Source organism: Arachnia rubra, assembly GCF_019973735.1.
GTDB lineage: Bacteria > Actinomycetota > Actinomycetes > Propionibacteriales > Propionibacteriaceae > Arachnia > Arachnia rubra.
Genome location: NZ_AP024463.1, coordinates 123927 through 147762 on the forward strand (window position 1 = coordinate 123927; position 23836 = coordinate 147762).

The following is a 23836-nucleotide window of genomic DNA, read 5'->3' on the forward strand; positions in this document are numbered from 1 at the left end:
GCACATGATGAACGAGAACCAGATACTCGAAGCACTTCGCACCTCACTCAAGGACCGAGACCGTTTGAGCCAGTCCCTGCGGGCCGTCGAGGCAGCCCGGACTGAGCCCATCGCCGTCGTGTCGATGGGTTGCCGCTACCCTGGCGGCATCGCCTCCTCAGAGGACCTGTGGGATGTGGTCTCGAACGGCCGCGACGTCACCGGGACGCTCCCCTCGGGCCGTGGATGGGACCTGTCCGGTGAGACCGACCTTCCGTTGCGGGGCGGCTTTCTGCGTGACGCGGATGCTTTCGACGCGGGCTTCTTCAACATGTCCCCGTACGAGGCGATGGCCACCGACCCCCAGCACAGACTCTTGCTGGAGGTCGCCTGGGAGACTCTCGAACGAGCGTGCATCAAGCCCGAGGATCTGGCCGAATCATCCACCGGGGTCTTCATCGGTTCTGCCTACCAAGGCTATGGTCAAGACTGGTACGAGGCGCCCTCTGAGATCCAAGGTCCCCTCGTCGCTGGCATGTCCACGAGCATCATGTCTGGGCGCATCGCCTACGTGCTCGGGCTTCACGGACCTGCCCTCACCATCGACACCGCCTGCTCCTCTTCGCTTACCGCCGTCCACCTGGCCGTGGCATCCCTGCGATCAGGCGAGTGTGACCTAGCCTTCGCTGGTGGCGCCGCAGTCATGACTGCCCCCATCTCGCTGGTCGGGTTCGCCCGGCAAGACGGGGTGGCTCCCGATGGGCGTTGCAAGGCCTTCGGCGCGGATGCCGACGGCATGGGCCTCGGGGAGGGCGTCGGTCTGGTCCTACTCGAAAAACTCTCGCGTGCGCGAAGCGAAGGACACCCGGTCCTCGCCGTGATTCGCGGTTCCGCTGCCAACCAGGACGGCGCCTCCAATGGTATCTCCGCCCCCAGCGGCCCTGCCCAGCGCGAAGTGATCCAGGCGGCTCTCACCTCCAGCGGCCTGATTCCTAAACAGGTCGATGCCGTCGAGACGCACGGCACCGGCACCCGCCTGGGCGACCCCATTGAAGGTAACGCGCTCCTCGAAACCTACGGACAGGGACGCAGCGCCGAGCATCCGTTGTGGATCGGGTCGCTCAAGTCCAACATCGGGCACTCCCAGGCTGCTGCCGGCGTCGGCGGGCTCATCAAGTCGGTGGAGGCCCTGAGGCACAGCGAACTGCCGGCGAGCCTGCACTGTTGCCCACCCTCCCCATTCATTGACTGGGAGAGCGGTGGGGTCCGGCCGCTCGTCACCCCGCGCCCTCTGCCCGAACAGGAGGAACCGCACCGCATCGGAGTCTCGGCCTTCGGCCTGAGCGGCACCAACATTCACATGATCGTCGAACAAGCCCCGGCCGACCTGGGCGCAGCCGATGAGGTGGGCAAGCCCGCCCTCGGTGTGATGTTATGGCCGTTGTCTGCACGGAGCCCCCGCGCCCTCGCGCTGCAGGCAGGGCGTCTCGCGGCCTGGCTGAACAGCCACCCCGAGGCAGACGTGCGTGACATCGCCTGGACTCTCGCCGTGGCGCGCCAGCACCACGAGCATCGCGCCATCATCATCGGCGAGGGGCGCGATGATCTCCTCGCCGGGCTCGAAGGACTGAGCACCGGATCATCGACGGAGACCACGCTCGTTGGGCGTGTGCGTCCCGGATCGAACGAGCCGGTCTTCCTGTTCCCGGGTCAGGGCTCGCAGTTCGTCGGCATGGCCAAGCGCCTGTACCAGGAGTCGCCGGTCTTCGCGGCAGCGCTACGGGACTGCGGGGACGCGCTGACCCCTTATGTCGACTGGGACCTCATCGACATCGTGCTGTCCGGCAGCGGCGACTGGCTCAGCCGGGTCGACGTCGTTCAGCCGACCCTGTGGGCTTCCATGGTGGCGCTCGCTCAGCTCTGGCGTCACCTCGGCTTAGCCCCCGGGGCAGTCGTGGGACACAGCCAGGGTGAGATTGCAGCCGCCGCGGTCGCCGGCCATCTCAGCCTCGAGGACGCCGCCCGTGTCGTCGCGCAGCGGGCGCAGATGCTCCGGTTGGTTTCTGGCCAGGGTGGCATGGTCTCAGTGCGAGCCGGCGAAGCCGACACCCGGGAGATTCTCGGTGCGCTCGAGGGCGATGTGAGCATCGCCGCTCACAACAGTCCGGAGTCCATAGTGGTCTCTGGGGCTGTTGCCAGCCTGGACCAATTCGTCGATGAATGTGCTCGACGGGGCGTCGAGGCCTGCCGGATCAATGTCGACTACGCCTCCCATTCCGCGCACATGGAGCCGCTGCGGGCGAGCTTGTGCGCCGAGCTGGCCGATGTTCGACCTAATGATGGAAACATTCCCATGTACTCAACGGTGTACGGACGAACCATCGAGGGCACAAGCCTTGATGGGGTGTACTGGTATGAGAACCTGCGCTCGCCGGTCCGGTTGGACTTGGCCGTGCAGGCTGCCCTTGCCGACGGCTACTCGAGATTCGTGGAGTGCAGCGTCCATCCTGTGCTGCTCGGCGTCCTCGACGGCGTGGACGCCCACCCCCCGGTGACGGTGCAGGAGACACTGCGCCGGAACTGTCCCGGCGCGCTCGGCATGGCCATGGCGGTCGCCGGGATGTTCGTGACCGGTAGCGACGTCGACTGGCGCGTGCTGCTCGGGGGTGGGCACCTAGTCAGGGAACTCCCGACCTACGCCTTCGATCGCCAGTCCTACTGGCTGCCCAGCCGTTCACGTGCGATCACGCGAGGAACAATCGACGCGACCCTCGACGAACTCATATACCGGGTTGATTGGGTATTCGCCCCGGAGCCCATCGGCGGGGTTGGCGACTCTTGGACGCTGCTGGTTCCCGAGTCTGGCGTCCCCGAGGGGCTGGTCAACCGCGTGCGGTCTGCCACCGGGGCGCAGCCCCTGGTGATCCCGGCCGGGACCGAGGCCGACGACCTAGTGTCGATGCTCGCCGAGACCGATGCCGCGCGCATCGTCTCGCTCCTCGGCGTTGACTCGCGGCCGGTCCACGAGTCTGGACGGACTACCGGCCTCACCCTCACCCTGGCGCTGCTGCAAGTGGCGGAGCGGCTGGGCGTGAGTGTGTGGCACATCACGAGCGGCGGCGTCGCCATTGATGGCCAGGTCCCGGACTCCGGCCAGGCCGCCATCTGGGGTCTCGTGAGGATCGCGCTTGCCGAGCGTCCAGGCTCGGGCGGCATCATCGATCTCGGACCCGAGCCTGGCGCCTACGAAGCCGTGCGGCTAGGGGCGGTTCTTGGTGGGGCGCTCCCCGGCGAGGACCAACTCCTCCTCCACGGTGACCGGTTGCGAGTGCGCCGCCTGGCGCGGGCAGTGCTTGAGGCCGACGGCGATCCGCGCCTGTCCGGGACGGCGCTCGTGGTCGGTGGCACCTCCGGGCTTGGGGCAGAGCTTGCCCGATGGTTGCCCAGCGTTGGTGCGACACGTGTGGTATTGGCCTCTCGGCGCGGCAACGCCAGCCCGGGCGTGGCAGAGCTCATCGCTGACATCGAGACCCGGGGTGCCGACGTCGAGGTGCGTGCCTGTGACATTGCCGATGCCAGTGCTGTGGAGCAGCTCGTGGCCTCGATCGAAGGCCTGAGGGCCGTTTTCAGTACCGCCGGAGTGCTCGATGATGCTCTCATCGGGAATCTGACGAGCGAACGTCTCGACACCGTGTTGGCTGCCAAGGCTGCGGGGGCGATTAACCTTGACCGCGCAACACGCGATCATGACCTGCAAGCATTTGTCGTGTTCTCTTCCATGGCCGGAACCCTCGGTGGGCCCGGCCAAGGTAACTATGCTGCCGCCAACAGCGCCGTTGATGCCGTGATCGCGGCGCGCCGCGAAGCTGGTCTGCCGGGAACGGCCATCGCCTGGGGCGCCGTGGCCGGCGGAGGCCTGGCGGATGAAGAAGCGCTCCGGCGTCTTGCTGTCACCGGAATCGCGCCGGTGAGTAAGGACGAAGCCGTGCGCGTTGTCGGTGCACTCATCCAGGATTCTGCGGCTCATACCGTGGTGGCCAGGGTGGATTGGGCCGCCGTGGCGGCCGCCGGGCCGTCGTCGGCCACGCTCAGCGATCTCGTACCGAGCCAGGCCTCCGTTGCCCCTATCGGCCAGTGGAGCCCAGAGGCCCTTCTGCGCCTGGTCCGTGAGCAGGCCGCCGAGGTCCTCGGGCATCGCGACTCTTCCGAACTAGATGTGGAGCGGGCCTTCCGGGACCTCGGGTTCGACTCCGTCACCGTGGTCGACCTAAGGCGCCGCCTGACCCAGGCCACTGGGGTGAAGCTGTCGGTCGCAAGCATGTTCGATCATCCGAGTGCCAGCGCTGTCGCCCTGCATCTGGCCCGCGAACTTGGGGTCACTGACGACCCAACAACATCCGAATCTGCGCACGTTGGGCGCCTCCGTGAGAGCGAACCCCTGGCCGTGGTGGGCATGGCCTGCCGCCTACCGGGCGATATCGACTCGCCCGAGGGGCTGTGGCGCCTACTCGATGAGGGTGGTGAGGTTGTCGGACCATTGCCGACCAATCGTGGTTGGGATCTCAGCCGTTTCAGCGCCGACACGAGCGTGGCGGGGACGTTCAACGCCCGTGGCGGCTCGTTCCTCACACACCCCGAGGAGTTCGACGCGGAGTTCTTCGGCATCTCGCCGCGCGAGGCCATCACCATGGATCCGCAGCAGCGGCTGCTGCTTGAGGCTTCATGGGAGGCCATCGAATCGGCTGGTATCGCGCCGGCCGAGCTGCGTGGCACGGACACCGGGGTCTTCCTCGGGGCCAGCTACAACGACTACGGCTCCCGCATCACGGCTCCCTCCGCAGAGCACGAGGGCTACCTCGCCCTTGGCAGCGCCAGCAGCGTCGCCTCCGGGCGTGTGGCCTATGTCTTCGGGCTGACGGGGCCAGCGCTGACGATCGACACGGCCTGCTCATCCTCTCTGGCCGCACTCACCGTCGCCTGTCAGTCGCTGCGTGACGGTACCTGCAGTGCTGCTCTGGTGGGGGGTGTCACCGTCATGTCGACCATGACCACTTTTATCGAGTTCTCCCGGCAGAGGGCCGGTTCTGAGGATGGTCGCTGCCGCGCCTTCTCCGCCGAAGCAGCCGGAGCTGGATGGGCCGAAGGCGTCGGTGTCATCCTCATCGAGCCGCTGTCGGCTGCTCTCGCGGCTGGGCACCCGGTGCTCGGCACCATCGTGGGCATCGCCATGAACCAGGATGGGGCCTCGAACGGGCTCACTGCCCCCAGCGGCACCGCCCAGGCTGCTGTGATTCGCAAAGCGCTCGAGGATGCCGGTGTAGCGACGTCCGAGGTGCAGGCGATTGAGGCGCACGGGACCGGCACTGAGCTGGGTGATCCCATTGAGGCGTCCGCCCTGACGGCCGTCTATGGTGCGCAACGCCAGGCCCCGCTGTGGCTCGGCTCGCTCAAATCCAATCTCGGACACACCCAGGCAGCCTCGGGCCTCTTGTCCATCATCAAGGTGCTTTTGGCGCTGAGCCACGAGCGGTTGCCCCGCACCCTGCACGCCGAGGAGCCCAGCCCGTACATTGACTGGGATGAGACGCCGCTGCATTTGCTCCAGGAACCGGTGCCGTGGCCGAAGAACGGGCGGCGGGTCGCCGGGGTATCGTCATTCGGCATCAGCGGCACCAATGTGCATGTCCTCATCGGCGATCCGCCCTCGGGGGCGCTGCCGGAGTGCGAGCCTGAAGAGGTGCCGCCGGCCACGATGCCGATCCCCGTGGTGGCAGCGGGCAGCACAGCAGGTAGTCATCGTGCCCGGCTTGAGCAGCTCGCGCGGCTGCAGGACGATCCTGCGCTGCATGCGACAGCCCGGACGCTTGCCCGGCACGCGGTTGGGGAGCGGCGCTCGGTCCTGCTCGCCCAGGACACCAACGACCTGCGGGAGGCCGCGGCTGCGGCTCTGCAGGGACACAACGACCTCCGGTTGGTCTCTGGCGAACCGGGTTCCGGCGGGCTGGCCTGGGTGTTCAGCGGCCAGGGCTCGCAGCGCGCCGGCATGGGCTCCGGCCTGATGCACCTCAGGGCTTTCCGCGAAGCTTTCGACGAGACCGTTGCTGTGCTGCGGCACCACGTGTCCTTCGACTTGTGTGACGCGATGTCGACGGGCGATATGCTGCATCACACGGATCGTTCGCAGGCGGCGATTTTCGCTCATGAGGTCGCCAGCGCCCGAGCACTCGAGGCTTACGGGGTGCGCCCGAGATTCTTGGTGGGGCACTCCATCGGCGAGTTCGCAGCTCTTCACATTGCGGGCGTGCTGTCCCTTGAAGACGCCGCCCGACTTGTGGCCGCCCGCGGCCACCTCATGGCGGAGCTCCCGGAGGGCGGGATTATGGTTGCCGTTCACGCCCCAGCAGATCGAGTGACGAAGGCCCTGGAGGCTGTTCCGGACGTCGCTCTAGCCGCCGTCAACGGGCCTACCTCCGTTGTTTTATCCGGACCGAATGATGCGGTGACTGCCGTTGTCGATGAGCTCACGGCTCAGGGGGTGCGGACCCGCCGCCTCAAGGTGAGCCACGCTTTCCACAGCCCAATGATGGCGCCAATGCGCGATGAGTTCGTGCGCATCGCCCAGACCGCGACGTTCCACCAGCCCGAGCTTCCGATCATCTCGACGGTCACGGGCGAGCCGATTGATGCGGTCGACGCGGACTACCTCGGGTGTCAGGTGATGTCGAGTGTCCGATTCGCGGACGCCGTCGGCTCGCTGGTTGAACGGGGCGTCGACACCTACCTTGAGGTAGGACCTTCGGCCGTGCTGACTTCCCAAGTGTCCGAGGTCGTCCCGGAAGAGGCGGTCGTGCTGCCATTGCAACGTGGCGATGTCGATGCCCAGCACGAGGGATTCGTCCGCGCCCTGGCGCACCTTGAGGTGCGTGGTATCCGAGTCGATTGGGACGTGTGGTTTGGTCCCGGAGCGTGGCCTCGCCGCGTCGTGCCGCCCTACCCGTTTGATCACCAGAGCTTCTGGCTCGACAGTGATCGCAAGGACGTTCGTGGAATCGGCGTACTCCCCGTCTCGGGTCGCATGCTGGGGGCCCGGGTCGACCTGCCGAGCGGGGAAACCGTGTTTACCGCCGATTTGGCCCGCCACGATCTGCCGTGGCTGTTCGATCATCACGTTGGCGGTGAGCCGATCCTTCCAGGCGCCGCCTACATCGAGCTGGGCCTCGAGGTCGCGCAGAGCCTGGGGTGCGAGGGCATCGCCGAGCTCACCTTGTCGGCGCCGCTCGTCCTAGACGAGGACCACACCAGCCTGCGCTGGGTAGCGGCCCCGACGACTGCAGGCGAGTTCAGTTTCTCCGTCTCCACCCTCGGCGTCGATGGATGGGTGGAGCACGCCTCCGGCGTCCTTGGCCGGGTGGCGCCGTTGGTGGATTCGCTGGCGAACCTGGAGGCCATCCACACCCTTGACCATGATTCCCTGTACGAGCAGCTCGCCGAGAGTGGCTTCGACCACGGCGCCAGCTTCCGAGGACTGCGGCAGGTCGCGCAAGCAGAGGGGGGTGTCGTGCGGAGCGTGTCCGTTTTGGCTGCGGGGGCGGGATCGGAGTGCGACTACGTCGTTCATCCAGCCCTGCTGGACTCGGCGCTGCATGCCCTCGCGTTCGTCGAGCTGCCAGCCTTCGCTGGGGCCACTGTGCCCTTCGTGTGGAGGAACGTCACGTGCCACCCGGTCAGGGGCACCCTGGTCGCGGAGACCCGCGTGGTGGGGCAGGATCGCGTTTCGGTGGTGCTGAGGGACGAGGCCGGTCTCAAGGTTGGCTGTGTTGGGGAGCTGGTTCTGCGCGACGTGGGTGTCGCCAAACGCTCCAGGTTGCCCCTCATGGGCCCCGATTGGGTGCCGGTCGAGGCGTCCGCTCGGGTTGCCCCCGCGGCCGAGATCAGCGCGGACGCCGACATCGACCAGCAGGTCGCACGGCTTGAGGGCCTGGCTCCGCTCCAAGATGACGAGACGGTGGTCGTGCACATGAGGCGCCCCAGCCAGGTGTTAAGCGTGGCGGACGCTGCGCTCGAGACTGCTTCGAATGCACTGCGGCTGCTGCAGGCTTGGCTCGGACGCTCCGATGCCGCGACGCTCGCATTCGTGACCACAGGCGCCCATGGTCGCGCCAATGGTGAGCCGGCTCACGCGAGTGTTTGGGGCCTCGTGGGCTCGGCCATCAACGAGCATCCGGGACGGTTCCGCCTCATCGATCGCGACCGCGCCGCCGACGACATCCAGCTGGCCCTCGGGTGTCTGGACGAGCCGAAGCTCCGGGTTGTTACTGCAGGGGATGTGAGGGCGCTGCGCATCGCGATGCTCTCACCGGATCCGGTGGAGACTCCTGCTGAGGCTGGAACTTGGGTGATCTCGGGTGCTGGCGGGGTCGTTGGCCGCACTATTGGAGTTCACCTGGTTGCCAGCGGAGTCGCGGGACGGCTCGTTCTACTCTCCCGGCGTGGCCCTGCGGACCCGGTTCTGGCCCAGCTCCGCGATGAACTCGCCGAGACTGGCGTGCGGGTTGACGTGCTTGCCTGTGACGTCACCCAGCCTGGACCCGTCGATGCCGTCTTCGAGCCGCTGGGGACCATCCAGGGGATCGTGCACGCCGCCGGTATCCTGGACGATGGAGTCATCGAACAGCTCACGTCCGAGCGCCTTGCAGCGGTGCTGCGGGTGAAGATCGACGGGGCGGCCAACCTCGTCGCGGCGGGCCGTCGGCACGCGGCGCAGCGCATCATCCTCGTCTCGTCCATTGCCGGTGTCCTTGGGGGAGCCGGTCAGGGCAGTTACGCGGCCGCCAACTCGATGCTGGACGCCATCGCGCGCATGGCAAGTGACCCTGTGACGAGAGTCCAGTCTCACGAGTGGGGTCTGTGGGCCACCATCTCCGGTATGACCAGCACCATCACCGAGGCGGGGGCCTCTAGGATCGCCTCCTCGGGCATCGCCCCCCTCGACGCCCAGGCAGCCGAGACGCTGTTCGATGACGCCCTCGGGTCCGGTCATCCGGTGCTGGCTCTCACCAGACTCGCCCGGGGCGCGTTGAGGACTGCGCAGCGGCAGGGGACTCTGCTGCCTGCCTTCCGCGGACTCGTGGTCCCCGAGCCGGGAGCTGAGGCCACAGATGAACCGCGTCTGGTCCTCGAGGTCGCCAACGCCGTTGGCGAGGAACGTTCCTTGATCGTGCTGCGAGCGATCCGCGCTGCGGCCGCCGAGGTACTCGGCTACCAGCAGCCCGATCGTCTCCCTACGGACCGGGGGCTGCTCGATGTCGGCTTCGACTCGCTGACTGCCGTCGAGCTGCGCAACCGCATCGCGGCACTGTCCGGGCTGCGGCTGCCGGCCACGCTCCTGTTCGATCACCCGACGGTGCGGGACATCGCCGAGTTCGTCGAAGCCAAACTTCCGCAGGCCACGTCGGTGTCGGCCAGTAGTGAGCCAAGGAAGGTCCAGCTTCAAGCGCTCGCCCAGTGGCTGAGGTCCGATACACAGGAGCTGAGCCCCGCGCTCGAGGCGAGCTTGTGGGATGTGGCGGCCGCGTTGCAGGAGCGTCTTGAGGGGAGGGAGACCGACGAGGAATTGTTCGAATGGCTCGACAATGAATTGGGAGAGGCATCATGACTGCTATCGCCGTTGCAAGGCCGGTTGGGGAGGTTCTCGCGTCGCTTGTGCCCTCGGCAGTGGCCACGGCAGTACGCCGGGACGATGATCCGACGCTGCGCCTCGATGCCGAGGAGGAGTCGCACATCGCAACCTCCGTGCCGAAGCGGCGAGCGGAGTTCCGCACCGTCCGAGAGTGCGCGCGCGATGCGCTCGCGCAGCTCGGACTGCCCCGGCCCCGCCAGATCCCCGAGGAGCGGGGAGCACCGCCTTGGCCGGAGGGGATCGTCGGGTCGATGACTCATTGCCACCGGTATCGTGCGGCGGCGGTCGCGCGGGTGACACTCGTGGCTGCCCTCGGAATCGACGCCGAGCCCCACGAAGCGCTACCGCCGGAGCTTGTCGCCGATATCGCGACCTCTCGTGAGCGCGTGGAACTTTCGCTGCTGTCCAGCCGGCACCCGCAGATACACTGGCCGCGCCTCTTGTTCAGCGCAAAAGAATCCGTATACAAGGCCTGGTATCCGAGCCAACGGTCGTGGCTGGGATTTGAGGACGTCCAGATCCGGTTTGGCCGGACAGGAGAGTTCAGAGCCACGTTCCTCAGGCACCCGCTTTCTTTGGCCTGTGGGACCTGGTCCACGGTCACGGGGAAATGGGCCGTCGGGCAGGAGACTCTAGTGACAGCCGTTTGCGTGGTGGCAGGGGATCTTAATCCGGCGAGCCAGCTCAGCGGCAGCCGACCTCGCCGGTCTGGGCCAAGGCCCCTTTGAATCTGGCTAGCGGCCGTTAGTGCGCTTAACAGCCTTGAGGAAGTCGGCCTTCCAACAGCCGACTGTTCGCTGATCCTATCCCTTGAGAGCCGCCTCGGCGATCGTCATCTCGCCGGTCAGCACACTCGATACGATCCGAGTCTTCTTCCCAGTCAGAGACGATTGGTGATCTTTCCAAGGCTCAGATTTTCCTTCAAGACTGACACAACAACCCTGCCAAAAACCTGACGCGTGACACCACCCGGCCCACGCGACTATGGCGGCGTAGCGGATCACGATGGTGACGCCGACCGTGACCTGCCACCAGCCGAACGTGGTGCCGGGTTCCGCGGCGCGTCGAGGGAGTGCTCTGGTCGGCTGATGACGACTCGATGGTCCCTGCTACCCCCAAAGAGTCACCTGAGAGGACAGTCAATACGGAGGCTTATTCATAGGGGTGTTTTGGCTTTCCCCAGCTAACACTTTACCCGAGGGGGATGTGAGGGCGGCTTGCCCGATCTGAGATAATTCAAAATGCAGAAAGAAAACCCTCAGATGAAAGACAAGCCGCCGCCGTGAATACTACCACAAGCCTTGACCGTGACCAGATCCTCAACCTGTGCGAACTGATCCACACATCCCGTTCCGGAAACCTTCCCCCGGCAGGGTCCCGTGTCCTGGGCTTGTTCCGCTGTATCCAGGTCACTGTGTTGATATTGCGGCACAATCTCACCCAGGAGTTGCTGGCCGACATCCACACAGTCTCCCAAGCCACCATCTCACGAGTGGTGGCGGTCTACACTCCCCTGATCGCCGAAGCCCTCCAGAACTGGGTGCCCAGTGTGGGGGACCTCGACCCGGACCGTCAGTACATCATCGACGGTACTCTGGTGTCCTGCTGGTCGTGGCACGACCGTCCCGAGCTGTACTCAGGCAAGCACCACACGACGGGGGTGAACCTGCAAGTGGCCTGCACCCTGGCCGGACAGCTCGCCTGGATCTCCCCGCCCCTGCCGGGTAGTGTGCATGATGCAAAGGCCATCAAGGAATCCGGCTTCCTCGCAGCCCTCGACAGTCAAAGTCATATTGGAGACAAAGGCTACATCGGATTGGGGATGATCACCCCCGCGAAGAAACCCGCCCATGGTGAACTCACCGACAGCGACAAAAGAAACAACACGACCATCAACCGCGTCCGCTACCTCATCGAACGTGTCATCGCGAACGTCAAAACCTGGCGTGTTCTACACACCGATTACCGCCGCCCCTACAACACCTTCGAAACCACAATACAAGCCGTCACAGGACTCATCTTCGCCTACAGTCTATGAATAAGCCTCACGGCACTGAGAAGGGATGATATCCCCACTGTCCAGGTGGTGGGGAACCCTCGTCGAAAGCCCTGCCAGGACTAGCCAGCTGGCTATCGACCATTGGCTGCGAGTCTGTTTTGCTGGGTTTCTCTGATGCATAGATTTAATGCCATGAAGCAGCCCAGTGAAATTCTCGGTTCGGGAGTCGTGCAAAGGATTTCCTTCGCACCAAGATTCCCGCTGAGTCGTTGGAGACGGCGTGTGGGAATCCTAGGCGGGGATGCTGTTGGTTTTGATGAAGCCCTTAGGGACTTTGATTTGTGGCATTCCTGCGGAGAGTCCGCCACGCGAACGTGAGCGACCTGACAATCCGAATTTGAAGCCGACGACCCGACCCTCAGTGAAATTGAGTGGGTGGCGGAACGGCGGCCTTGAGCGGAAGGGAAGATTGCTTTATTCCGACTCGATATCCGCCCCAATTTAACAGAATTTCCCCGGAAGAGTCAACGAATTGTTGATTCGATCAGAACCAGCGCAAATCTTCATTGATTTGAATACGGTCCCGGGGCCTCACCCACTCCCCTGAGCGGTCGCGACAAATCACCGTCCAGCTTAGAGGGTAAGAAGCCAGCAAGAATCCGAAACGCAGATGGTTTCGGTTAGCAAGAAAGAGAAGACCCGTGGCAGTGCGTCCCGAATACTATCAGGCGGCAACCAAGACCTCCCCGTATTACGGCGAGAAGAAGCCCCTTGTCGATCGGATGGTTCACCAGCAGCAGCGTCTCCAGTCCGCAGCGCTGCCTCCTGATTGGCTGAAGCACTCCTGGGGACAGTGGGAATGCTGGTGGCCACGCGGCTGGAAGCCGCGCTCCCAAGGGTGGAAGATCCATATTTCTGCGTCGTTGGCTTGCGCTGAGATGATTCTGGCCCGCACTACCGCCGTATGCCTAGAGGGTGGAGTGTCGTTCAAGTTCCTTCCAACGAGGGCTCGTCTGCTCGATTCCTCCTCTAAGCAAGCGGACCGTGGCTCCGCAGGCAAGTTCATCACGATCTACCCAGACGACGACGATCACTTGGGGAAGCTCTTGCAGCGCCTGGCTCGCGAACTTGAGGGGCAGGAAGGCCCATACATCCTGTCGGACTTGCGCTACGTCGACAACGCCCCGATCTATGTGCGTTACGGCGCTATCGTGGGTATGCGGGTCAACGGTGAGGACGACCATCCTGTGGAGTCCATCGTGGAACCGCTCACTATGAGGATTATTCCCGATCAGCGTGCCCCCCGCGTCGTCATCCCCGACGGCGTGGAGATCCCCGAGGTGCTTCGTCAGTCCTATGAAGCTTCCCAGCAGAACTGTGAGTCCCGGCTAGATGAGTTCTCCTCGATTACCCCGCTCCACTTCAGCAATGCAGGTGGTGTCTACAAAGCCGAGCTGCCTGACGGGCAAGTGAGGGTCCTTCGTGAGGCACGGCCCTTCGCTGGCCTGGACGGCCGAGGGCGTTGCGCGCTCGAGCGTCAGTTGACGGAAGAACGCGTGCTGCGGGACCTCCAGGGGGTCCCCGGGGTGCAGCAACTTCGAGGATCCTTCACCGCGTGGGAGCACCGTTACCTCGAACTTGACTACGTTGACGGGCGAACGTTGACCAACTGGGTGGTGCACAGCACCGACCTGCGTGAGTTGGATGTCGTCGAGTACTCCCGTCAGGCCGTAGAGGTCGCGAGGCAGATCGTCGACATAGTGGAGAGCATTCACGAACGCGGCTGGACCTTCGGGGATCTCCACCCGGGGAACATCCTTGTCTCCCCCGACAGGGTCGTCACGATGCTGGATCTTGAGGACGCGGCTCCCATTGACGAGGACCGAAAGATCGGTGTCCGGATCTACGAGTACTGTGCCGACAAGTCTGCGGACGCCAGAGAAGCGGATTGGTTTGCCGTGGCGAGATGCATCATGTTGCTCTTCCACGCCGACTTCGAGATGGAATCCCTCACGCCTGGCTATTGGCGGCGGTGTTGTGAGAAGCTGCGCGAGATCAACGGCGAGGAGGCCTACGAACTGTTGTCGAAGGTCCAGGAGCGCTATCCTTCAGAGTTACGTCCCGTCACTGCGACCGATTTCGAGGTCGGAGTCCCGTCGGAGCCGTTGACCCTGAACGATGCTCTTGCCGGGCTGATGCGCGGAATCGAATGGTCGAAGCAGTTCGGTATCGATGGCTCCTACCCCGGCGATGTCAGCAACGACGGAGCTGAGTTTCGGGAGACGTTGGGCGCCGGCCGCGCCGGCATCGTTCTTGCCCAACAGCGAGCGGGCTATCCGGTGTCCGAGGAGGACGTCGCGGCGCTGAAGAAGGCGGTGCGCCGCTGGCCGGCCGGAGAGAAACCCGGCCTCTACGATGGCCTCGCTGGAATCGGCTTGGCTCTTAGTGAGGTCGGCGAGCACGACGAAGCGGTGGCTGCGGTTGAAACCGCGCTTGAACGCTCGGAGGGACTGCATGGGGTCAACTTGGCAGAGGGCCGGGCTGGTGTCATCCTGGCCGCGCTCGAGGTGGCCGTGAGCGCACGCAATGAAGATCTTCGTGGCAAGGCCTTGGAGGCCCACCGCCGACTTCACCGTACCGTTACTATGCCAGGCCTCGCGCATGACGCGATCCGCCATCGGCGCGGCCTGGATTACGGGCTGACGGGTCTGGCGCTCACGGATATCGTGGCCGCGTCCGCCGGCAACATCCCCGAACCCCTCGGGTGGGCGCGCGAGAGACTCCGCGAGGAAGTCGATGCCTGTGTGACCTCGCCGACTGGTGACCTCTTAGTCAAGGACGTCGATAAGAATCGGATCTTGCCTTATTTCGGCTGGGGTTCGGCCGGAGTGATGGTTGTTGGTACGGCGCTCGAGCGCCTCACCGGCCAACCTGTGCTGACGCCGACCGAACGGAGCGGCATCATCAAGACCTGTTCCTCGGACTTCTACATCTACCCGGGACTGGATCACGGCCGAGCAGGCATCGTGGCGTCACTCTGCGCTGCCGGGCAATTTGGTGAGACCGAGACGCCCCGTCAGGTGAGACTTTTGCTCAATAGCCTGTTCCAGCACGAGGACCACGTCGTCGTGGTCGGTGAGGGTCTCATCCGCCTCAGCTCGGACCTGAACACCGGAGCGGCCGGAATCGCTCTGGCCCTGGAGAGTTACAGCCAGCAGCACCCGTATCTGAGCCTCCCGGTGAGCGCTCGAACGGCCAATACCCTGCGGCAACACCCCTTGCTGCTGACCAATGAACTTGGTTCGGTGAGCACGACCTTCGAGGTCGAGCCGAGCCGGGAGCTCGTCGCCTAACGGCACGAGTGTGGCAACCACACTATTGACAGGAAGGAGGTGACAACCATGGCAAACATCCTGAACATGCAGATCCAAGAGCAGGAAAACACTTTTGAGGAGAAGGACTCTAACTGGAGCTGGACCGTCTGTGAGGACAACAGCAGGTACAGCCCTGCGTTCTGTGGGTGACAACTATGGAGCCAAGAGCAGATTTCGAATCCCGAGGCTTTGAAAAGTGTGATCTTCTTGGAGTCATCAACAGTAACTAAAGCAAGAGTTCGCTTCGGTGGGAGCCGCAATGCTAACCCCGAAGCCCAGGTGACGACAGAGAGGAGGTGAAAACAATGTTGAACATTCTAGAGCTTCAGGCCAATGACGTAGAGCAGAACGGAGAGGTTAAGACGTCTCGGACATCCACATCCCTTTGTTGGGGTGATGCCAGCACGCAGAGCTATTTCCTCTGCTGAGACTCGGCGGATGCGTAGAGCGTATTGCTCGTAACGCAAGGGAACTGGGGACTCTTCCGAAATGATCGGTAGATGAAAATCCCCCAAGGCGATTGACCGGCGGCAGTCCAGAGCCGCTGCCGCCGGTCAATCGGCCCTCACAATGTCAGGGCGGATAGCTCTTGGCAATAAATGAGATCTCGACCATCGCATCAGGCTCAGGACAGGTCTTGGTGCGTCAGAAGAATGAGATCAAATCACAGGAATCAAATACAGAAATCAAATCTTGAGAATCGGGGCCGAATCCCTGGGAAACATGAGTCGGAGGAGCCGTGACCACGAGTACCGCGAGACGTCTAGATCTCGCACGAACGAGCAATCAGGGGCGAAACGCCGTGCCCCGGCGGAGCATCGCCGCGGATGCCGCTCGTAGGCTCGGTTCTGACGTTCCACAGGATGAGCGAGAGCTAGGCACAGGGATCCTCGCCAAGCTTCCAAAGTCTCGACTTGGTCAGTTGGGCCGGATCCTCTGGCTGGAACCGCGGGCTGTCATCTTCATCGCCGTCGGCACGATCCTGGCATCCCTGCTCTCACTTATGCAGCCGCAGCTCACCGGGCAGATTGTCGGAAAGCTCCAGACCGGGGTGTTCGCCGATGTAGTTCCCTATGGACTCGCCTTGGCGGGCATCGCGGTGGTGGCATCCGGTTTCACATCCCTGGTCGGCGCATTGAGCGCCGTAGCGGGCAACCGGAGCGTGCAGAGGTTCCGTGATGAAGCTGCGAAGATGTCCCTGCGCATCCCCGCTGGCAAGCTCGTGCAGCACCCGACGGCGGATCTCGTCGCACGCTGCAGCATTGATGCCGAGCTGCTGAACAAGGTCTTCTCCCGCGGACCGCTTCAGGCTCTCGGAAATATCGTGACCGTGGGCGGTGCCCTGATCCAGATGGTCATCATCGACCCGATGCTGACCTCGGCAGCCCTCGGTATGACGGTGGCATGCCTGGTTTTCATCGTTATTTTGTCACGGCGTCTGACCGGGTTGTCGTACCAGCGTCAGGAGGCGCAGGGGGGATTCGTGGCCGAGCTCACCCGCTCGCTTGAGTCCGTGCTGACACTCAGGGCCTACGTGGCCGAGAAGTTCGCCGCGCGACGCCTCGACGTCTCAAGCAATGAACTACTGGTAGCAGCTAACCGCGGCGACCGATCACGCGCGTTCATGGGTCCCATCATCACGGCCTGCCTGCAGGCGACGTTAGTACTCGTCGTCTTCATCGCGGTGATGCGCGTTCACTCGGGGGTCCTGCCCATTGAGTCGCTGGTCGCCTTCTTCATGTTCACTCTCATCATGGTCGGTCCAATCCTTGGAAGCAGCGACTTGGTCATGGAGATAGCCAAGTCCCTCGGGGCCGTGCAGCGCCTCGTGGAGCTTGAGGAGGTAACGCGGCAGGCGCCGTCTTCGCGTATTCACACCAAACCCGTCCAGCTCGAGGCGGTCACGGAGCCGGTGCAGATCGATCTGCGGGGCTACGTGGACTTCGAGAATGTCTCGGTCAAGTACCCAGAGGCGAGCGGTGGGCGGGAATACGCCCTCGACGATGTTTCCTTCAGCGTGCCGGCCGGCGCCTGGGTGGCCCTCACCGGATCCTCTGGCTCCGGGAAGTCGACGATCCTCTCTCTCATGGAGAAGTTCGTAGAGCCCACCAGCGGCAGGATCTGGGTCGACGGGATCCCTCTGGATCATCTCGACGAGCCCCACTACCGCAGGCAGGTGGGATACATTGAGCAATCGTGCCCCCTGTTCAGTGGGACCGTACGAGACAACCTGCTCCTCGGCCGCGACATTGACGATGAGCACTGCTGGGAGATCATCCGCCAGGTAGGGCTCGGCAATGTGATCTCGGATCGAGAAGGTGGCCTCTCCGCGGCGGTCGGTGAGTCTGCCTATGCCTTCTCTGGAGGAGAGCGGCAGCGCTTGGCGATCGCCCGAACACTGGTCGGCCAGCCCCGAATGCTTTTGCTGGATGAAATCACCTCGGGACTTGACGTTTTGAACCGAGCTCAAGTCATGAATGTCATTCGCGCAACCATGCCAGACACCACGACTCTTGCTGCTGGACACGGCAACTTCGGTATAGACGCCGCGGATCTTGTCATCGTCCTCGATAAGGGGAGGCTGGTGGAGTTCGGCACCCCGGCGGAGGTCCGTCGCCGCTCAGCCTTGTTCCGGTCGCTTATCGCAGCCTGAACGTCTTGAAAGAGTGATTTTCTCATGAGTTCGAACGAGAATCAGACGGCCACGATGCCGGTGCTGAAGATCCTTCACTCTAGTGATGAGGCTATGCGTGCTCTCCTGAAGGAGCATGGCTACTCAGTCGACCGTTTCTCGGCCAAGGTGCCCACGAGGAATACCACGCAGGAGGTGGAGTTGGTGCCGCTTCCCGGGGGATGGCTCCGGTTGGCGATGGATGAATCGCGGGCCCTCAGCGGTCAACTCGTCTCGGACCCCGTCGAGCAACGGCCTGTGGGATTGCCGTTCACGGTAACCGACGCGGAGGTGCCGGAAGTCCACGGCTGGCTGTCGCAGAGGTCAGACGCCACGTCCGACCTCGCCTGGTGGTTGCGGATACTTCGTGATCCGAAGCGCGAGAGCTGGGCGGCCATTCTCTACGACAGCACCGACCCGGAGCCGCGGCTGGTGATCCTCGGCCTGTACCCCGACGCCGTCGTCTATGCCGATCCCGCGCCGGCCATCGCCCTCGTAGAGTCCCATCCAGCCAAGCCTGACATGGCTCGGGCGCGTCTCGTCCGGATATCCCAGGAGGGATCGTTCGAAGAAACCCACGTGATCGCGGAGGGTCCGGCGGGCGGCGTCCGGCTTGTGCCATGCGCTCTCCGCCGCTTCCTCAAGGTGGCGCGCGGAGTGCGGAGCCGTCGTATCTGGCAGTTGTTCGACATCGCACGCCCCGGTGCCCCGGAACCCATCGACACCCTGCAGCCTCTCCGGAACCCACAGTTGGCTGACGTCGGCATTCTCGACGATGATCCGGTGCTCCTGGAAGCAATCAACGACGACGAGGGCTGCTGGAGGGCAGATGCCACACTGATCGAGGGAAACCGCCCGGGACAGTGCTGGACCGTCGCCCAGGGCGTGGGATCGGTCCGCCAGGTGGTGGCCAACGACGGCTGTGCCCTTCTTCGCGTAGGGGCCTCTGACGAGCAGCACCTAGGCGAAAAGCTCCTGTATCTGCCGGTGAACCCGTTGCAATCTGTGTCCCCGACTCAACTCGCGGACTCGCCCGGCTCGTTCCGAATCGTGGACAACGCCAGCGCCCAGAGTGTGGGCTTCGTCGTCCATGAGTCGCGTCCGGGCGGAGGGGCCATGAAGTGGCTCTTCGACAGCCGCGGGGGGGTGCTGATCGAACCAGCCCTGCCGGAGTCGGAGACGAGAAGTCACCGAGCAACCTGTCTGTCCGACGATGGCTACGAGGTCGCAGTTGACGTCCGGTGGCGCGGCGACAAGAAGTTCCAGGGGCCCGTGATTCTCCATGTGTACGGGGCCTACGGCATCGACCTTGATCTGGACTCGGACCCCCAGCTGCCGGACTGGCTCGATCATGGCTACGCCGTTGCGACGGCCGCCGTTCGGGGAGGCGGAGATGCCCAGCGACACCACGACGGGTCGGGCCTGCGGCGCGAGCGTTCCGTCGCGGATACACTGGCCGCTATCGAGTGGCTTCGCTCCGAAGAGGGACCGGTCGTCGCCTCCCAGGTGTGCGCAATCGGGGCGTCAGCGGGGGGATTCCTTGTCGCCTCGCTACTCGTGGAGACTCCAGAGACCATCGATGCCGGGGTGATCGTGAACGGCTATGTGGATCCCCTGCTGGCCCTGACCCATCTGAATTCGCCTACCAAGCTGGCCGATCAAGACGAGTGGGGCGACCCGTTGGGCAACCCTCAGGCCAGAGCGGTGTTGGAAAGGTTGTCTCCCATACAGAGGCTCAATAAGCCGACGGCGGACACTCTGGTCGTGATAGCAGCTCGCGATCGTCGGGTGGATCCACGCCTCGGGCTCGCGTGGGTGATCCGTTCCCGCGTCAACGGTGGACACACCACGTTGTGGTACGACCTCGAGGGCGGTCACGACCTGTGGGGACGAGGTGTCGACCCGAGCTCGCTGGTCAATTGGGTGGACGAAGCACTTGGTGTAGGCCCGTTTGCCGGAAAAGCATGTCTTGTCAGCACAAGAACGGAAGCAGGATGAACAATGAGTAATACGAAGGAGTTCTACGGGGCGAGGACTGCCTACTACGCGGCCCGCACCATGGAGCACTCACCAACGGGCATCCATGACCGCTGTGAGTTGGCGTCAGAGGCGCCAGCAACGTGGGGGCTGTCCCCAGAGGTCAGCGGCGTTGAGACTCCGCGCCGGGCATCAATGAACGATATGCAGTTGCTTCAATACGAAGATAGGAGACGAGAAATGAACGCAGTGCCGGCAGTGGAAGCTCGCCAGGTCTCGAAGTCCTTCTCGGTCGATGGGAAAGAGGTCCCTGTTCTGCACGGTGCGTCGTTGCAGATCATGCCGGGTGAAATGGTTGCCATCATGGGTCCCTCGGGCTCCGGCAAATCCACCCTGATGTACTGTCTCGCTGGCCTCGATCAGCCGACGAGCGGGCAGGTCAGTCTCAACGGAACCGACCTGGCGAGCCAGTCTCGTAAGGCATTGGCCGAGATGCGCCGGGGCGAGCTGGGGTTCGTCTTCCAGTCGTACAACCTCGTCCCGACGCTCACCGCCTACGAGAACGTCGCGTTGCCGTACCTCCTGTCCGGCCGGAAACCTCCGAAGGAGCAGCTCATCGCCGTCATGAACGAGGTGGGGCTTGGACATCGCGTCGACGCTAAGGTCCCATCAATGTCCGGCGGCGAGCAGCAACGGACCGCCCTGGCCCGGGTTCTGGCACAGCAACCTCAAATCGTCTTCGCTGATGAGCCGACCGGTGCGCTGGACTCGCGCTCGGGTGAGCTCGTGATGGCGAGGCTGGCGGAGATCACTCGTCAGGCGGGGCGGTCAGTCGTCGTGGTCACACACGACCCGGGCGTGGCGGCGCGGTGCGATCGTGTGGTCTTCCTGTTCGACGGCTACCTGGTGGGTGAGTTGCGTCCGCAGAGTGTCTCCCAGGTAGCCGACGTCCTCACCGAGCTCACAGAGAGGGCACGAGCATGAGAACCCTGCTTCTTGCCGAACTGCGCGGGTCTCTCAGAACGTGGCTCGGTGTCAGCCTAGCCTTTGTCGCGACGAACTTCGCTTTGGTGCTCCCGGCCCTGGTGGAGGCCTCCATGGTTGTAGAGGGGGATAAAACGGCTTCGTTGAGTGTCCTGGCAGGTGTCAACATGGTGTACACATCCCTCGTGGCCCTCGTCGTCCTAGGCACCGCCACGAACCTGGCGCTCAGCGCGCGGCGAGGTGCCCTGGCACGGCTGGCCCTTAACGGCGCCACCCCGCGACAGATCGTTCGGACGGTGATCGTGCAGCTGGTGGCGATGAGCCTGCTGAGTTCCGTCATCGGAGCCGTTCTGGCCCTGCTTGCGCTGCGTCCCGTGCTCGCCTTCCTCGTTACCTGGCGGCAGACTGAAGCTAGCGAGGAAGTGCCGTTCCCCGAGCCCGTGTACTCGCTTCCGATCGCTCTCGCCGCCGTGGCTATCGCTGTCGTCGTGGCCGTTGTTGGTGGCCTCCGCCAGACGCGTCGGGCCAGTAAGGTGCCGCCAGTCGATGCGGTGCGGCAGCACGCCAGCGGCGACGAGGGCGCCAAGATGTCGCCCTTCCGGATCGTCATGGCAGTGATCATCGGCATTGCTGTGGTGGGCTCGTATCTCTCGGTGTTCTCGACTGCGGCGGAGGTGACGCCGGACACGGTGTTCAACTTGATGCAGGCGTCGTTGCTGGTGCTGGTGCTGTTGGCCATGCTGTTCTCGCTGCTGGCCCCCGTGCTGATTCGGCCGCTCACCTTCGCCTGGGTTCGGCTGCTGCCGCTGGCGATTCCCAGCTGGCAGCTCGCGCGCCGCACTGTGTACGCTCGGGCTCCCCGCCTCGTGCGTTCGGTCGTTCCCGTGATGATGACCATCGGGCTGCTGCTCGGGATGGCGAGTGTTGTCGGGTCCTTGCAGGGCACTTTCGATGCGAGTGGATACCACGTAGAAGTGCACGGAACCGGTTGGAGGACGATGCTCATCCTTTTAGGGCTGCCACTGCTGCTGTCTCTATCCGGCGGGGTCGGGTCGCTCATCATGATGTCCAAGCAGCGTGACGCAGAGCTCGCTCTGCTTGGCGTCGTCGGTGCAACCCCGCGTCAGCGGTTGCTGGTTCCCCTCTTGGAAGCAGTCATCATCTCGGTGACGGCCACGATCCTCGCGCTCGTCATGACCGCCGGCGCGGTGGGGCTGCTGGCCCTTGGCTTTCCGATGACGCACAAGTTTGTGTTCGCGTTCGTCCCGCCGTACGGGATCTTCGTGGGCGCGGTCCTCGTGACCTTCGCCATCACCATCGCAGCTACCGTGGTGCCGACCCTGCGTGCACGCAGCATGTCCGAACCCGCAGTCATCGCCCGTCTCGTCGCCGACTGACTGATCCACGCGGTCGGTTGGCCTAGTGGTAGTGGTTTACGAAGACGGGTGTTTTTGGAGAAACCCGCCGTCGCGTCAGGTCGCCGGGAGAACCTGGTCACCTCGAAGGCCGCATAACTTCATGACCGCGATCCCAGGGACATCGTCCACTTGACAGACCCGACGCTAGTCCTTGGACTGGGTGCTTACGTCCGCCGGTTTGCCCGTCTCTGGGTCGATCAGACGCTTGCGTATGGCGAGCACCAGGATTTGTGTGCGTGATCGGACACCAAGCTTGTCCCCGATGTGGGAGAGGTACTGCTTGACTGATCCCTCGGAGACGTAGAGCTGGGATGCGATTTCCACGTTGTTGAGTCCCTCAGCTAAACACCCGAGCACATCCAACTCTCGGGGGGTGAGCTTCATGTCTTCGGGTTCCTTTGGGCCGATGTCATCGTCGAGCAGCGTGTTTACCAGCATCCGTCGGATGGACGATGATAGCGGCATCTCTCCAGCGAGAGCATGCCTCATTGCATCAATCAGCTCCCCGGCCCGCAGGTTCTTCATGAGGTACCCGGATGCCCCTGCCCGGAGGGCCGCCACCACGTGTGAGCGGGTCCCGAATGTTGTCAGGGCGACGACGATCGCCCGTGGATCTCGCTTGCAGATAGCCGCGATGGCCTCTGGCCCGCTCATCTCCGGCATCTGAAGGTCCATCAACGTGATATTGGGCTGGTGCTGGGTGTAGGCGCGGATCGCTTCTCGACCATTGTGTGCTTTCGCGCAGATCTCGAAGTCCTCTGTCATAGCCAGCATCATCCGGTAGGCCTCGATGACAAGGGGATCATCGTCAACCACCAGAACCCTCTGCAGTTGAGTCGTCATGGGGAGATTCTAAGGGGCCATCATGACACGGCGTGTCGTAGCGTGGAAGCAACAACGGGCGGAGGTGTCAGATTCTCTTGTAAGAGGTCAGGTCGTTGCTGAAGGAGATTGACTGTGACCGTGACGAAGGAGTTTGAGCAGAAGCCAGAGGCGCGCCGGCTGCAGTGTGAGCTTGTCGGTGATGAGCTGTTGTGGCCTCTGACGAGCGAGGGGTTGCGTTGACCGCGGTGGGTGGGCTCTTGCCGGAGATGACCAAGGCTGTGCTCGAACGAGGTGTAGAGGCTGAGCTCAGCGATCATCTGGGCTATCTGCGTGGTGAGATGGCCGGCCAGGGCTCGGGCAATTCCCGTAACGGGACGGCCCTGAAGACGGTGGTCAGTGAGGTCGGCGACATTCAGCTCGACCAGCCTCGGAGTCGCAACTCTAGCTTCTCTTCGATACTGATGCCTAAGGGCTCACGCAGGCTGGGTGGTCGTGGGTGAGATGATCAGCAAGGTTGCCAAGGCCGTCGCAGGCGAAATCGTAGCCCTTAGAGGTTTTCTACCCGGTCATCTACCTTGACGCGCCGAATCGTGAAGGTTCGTGACGGCGCGCATGTGGCTAATTTTTCGCTACTGTCCACGAAATGCAGAGCATTCTAATGACGGTCAAGCGCAGGATTCGGTTGGAACGGTGATTGCTGCCGTGATTAATGCGGTGTGGGAAGGTGTTACCCGATGAGGCGGATATGGGTATGAGAATGGTGTCTGCCAAGCTGCTGAAAGCGTCCCCGGATCGGATGTGCTCCAGATGCAGCAAGGCATTTAGCGTGACCGTGCTGTTATCGGACTGGTCGAGTAGGCGCTGTGGCATATGAAGTTGATGATGTGTGTGATGGTCCTTGAGCCCTGAGTAGAGCCTAGCGATATGTAT

11 protein-coding genes are annotated in these 23836 nt (G+C 63.6%); 10 read left to right on the plus strand and 1 reads right to left on the minus strand.

Annotated elements, in window-relative coordinates; all coding sequences use genetic code 11:
- Positions 1-4 precede the first annotated feature (4 nt).
- The 9 genes from SK1NUM_RS00430 to SK1NUM_RS00465 all read left to right on the plus strand — a co-directional run bounded on the left by SK1NUM_RS00430 (position 5) and on the right by SK1NUM_RS00465 (position 22060).
- A complete protein-coding gene (locus SK1NUM_RS00430) occupies positions 5-9634 on the plus strand; it encodes a type I polyketide synthase (protein WP_212323945.1) in 9630 nt (3209 codons plus the stop codon).
- On the plus strand, positions 9631-10386 hold the full coding sequence (locus SK1NUM_RS00435) for a 4'-phosphopantetheinyl transferase family protein (RefSeq protein WP_212323946.1): 756 nt from the start codon (positions 9631-9633) through the stop codon (positions 10384-10386). The genes SK1NUM_RS00430 and SK1NUM_RS00435 overlap by 4 nt, the downstream gene beginning before the upstream one ends.
- Positions 10387-10940: 554 nt before the next feature.
- Positions 10941-11696 (plus strand): transposase family protein, encoded by a 756-nt coding sequence (locus tag SK1NUM_RS00440; protein WP_212321357.1) that lies wholly within the window; start codon positions 10941-10943, stop codon positions 11694-11696.
- A gap of 668 nt (positions 11697-12364) precedes the next feature.
- Entirely contained in the window at positions 12365-15010 is a 2646-nt protein-coding gene (gene lanKC / locus SK1NUM_RS00445; RefSeq protein WP_223927899.1) for a class III lanthionine synthetase LanKC, read from the plus strand.
- A 48-nt stretch (positions 15011-15058) separates the two neighbouring features.
- Positions 15059-15181 carry a hypothetical protein gene (locus tag SK1NUM_RS15100; protein WP_263407057.1) on the plus strand — a complete coding sequence of 41 codons (123 nt, stop codon included), beginning with the start codon at positions 15059-15061 and terminating at the stop codon, positions 15179-15181.
- Positions 15182-15953: 772 nt separating this feature from the next.
- Complete coding sequence (locus SK1NUM_RS00450; RefSeq protein WP_212323955.1) at positions 15954-17684, plus strand: ABC transporter ATP-binding protein; 1731 nt, start codon at positions 15954-15956, stop codon at positions 17682-17684.
- Positions 17685-17708: 24 nt separating this feature from the next.
- Positions 17709-19700 (plus strand): S9 family peptidase, encoded by a 1992-nt coding sequence (locus SK1NUM_RS00455; protein WP_212323957.1) that lies wholly within the window; start codon positions 17709-17711, stop codon positions 19698-19700.
- Positions 19701-19703: 3 nt separating this feature from the next.
- On the plus strand, positions 19704-20663 hold the full coding sequence (locus SK1NUM_RS00460; protein WP_223927675.1) for an ABC transporter ATP-binding protein: 960 nt from the start codon (positions 19704-19706) through the stop codon (positions 20661-20663).
- Positions 20660-22060 carry an FtsX-like permease family protein gene (locus tag SK1NUM_RS00465; protein WP_212323959.1) on the plus strand — a complete coding sequence of 467 codons (1401 nt, stop codon included), beginning with the start codon at positions 20660-20662 and terminating at the stop codon, positions 22058-22060. Before SK1NUM_RS00460 ends, SK1NUM_RS00465 begins: the two co-directional genes overlap by 4 nt.
- A gap of 165 nt (positions 22061-22225) precedes the next feature.
- Here SK1NUM_RS00465 and SK1NUM_RS00470 read toward each other — a convergent pair whose 3' ends face one another.
- Positions 22226-22924, minus strand: a complete 699-nt coding sequence (locus SK1NUM_RS00470) for a response regulator (protein ID WP_212323961.1) — start codon at positions 22922-22924, stop codon at positions 22226-22228.
- Between the two features lie 191 nt (positions 22925-23115).
- Between SK1NUM_RS00470 and SK1NUM_RS00475 the strand changes: the two genes are divergently transcribed.
- Positions 23116-23406: a transposase gene (locus tag SK1NUM_RS00475; protein WP_223927677.1), complete on the plus strand. Its 291-nt coding sequence runs from the start codon at positions 23116-23118 to the stop codon at positions 23404-23406.
- Positions 23407-23836: the final 430 nt, after the last annotated feature.

Excerpts from the sequence above, each read along its gene's own strand:
- SK1NUM_RS15100 (WP_263407057.1), top strand. The coding sequence starts at position 15,059 with ATGGCAAACATCCTGAACATGCAGATCCAAGAGCAGGAAAACACTTTT.
- SK1NUM_RS00465 (WP_212323959.1), top strand. The coding sequence starts at position 20,660 with ATGAGAACCCTGCTTCTTGCCGAACTGCGCGGGTCTCTCAGAACGTGG.
- SK1NUM_RS00430 (WP_212323945.1), top strand. The coding sequence starts at position 5 with ATGATGAACGAGAACCAGATACTCGAAGCACTTCGCACCTCACTCAAG.
- SK1NUM_RS00435 (WP_212323946.1), top strand. The coding sequence starts at position 9,631 with ATGACTGCTATCGCCGTTGCAAGGCCGGTTGGGGAGGTTCTCGCGTCG.
- SK1NUM_RS00460 (WP_223927675.1), top strand. The coding sequence starts at position 19,704 with ATGAGTAATACGAAGGAGTTCTACGGGGCGAGGACTGCCTACTACGCG.
- SK1NUM_RS00455 (WP_212323957.1), top strand. The coding sequence starts at position 17,709 with ATGAGTTCGAACGAGAATCAGACGGCCACGATGCCGGTGCTGAAGATC.
- SK1NUM_RS00470 (WP_212323961.1), bottom strand. The coding sequence starts at position 22,924 with ATGACGACTCAACTGCAGAGGGTTCTGGTGGTTGACGATGATCCCCTT.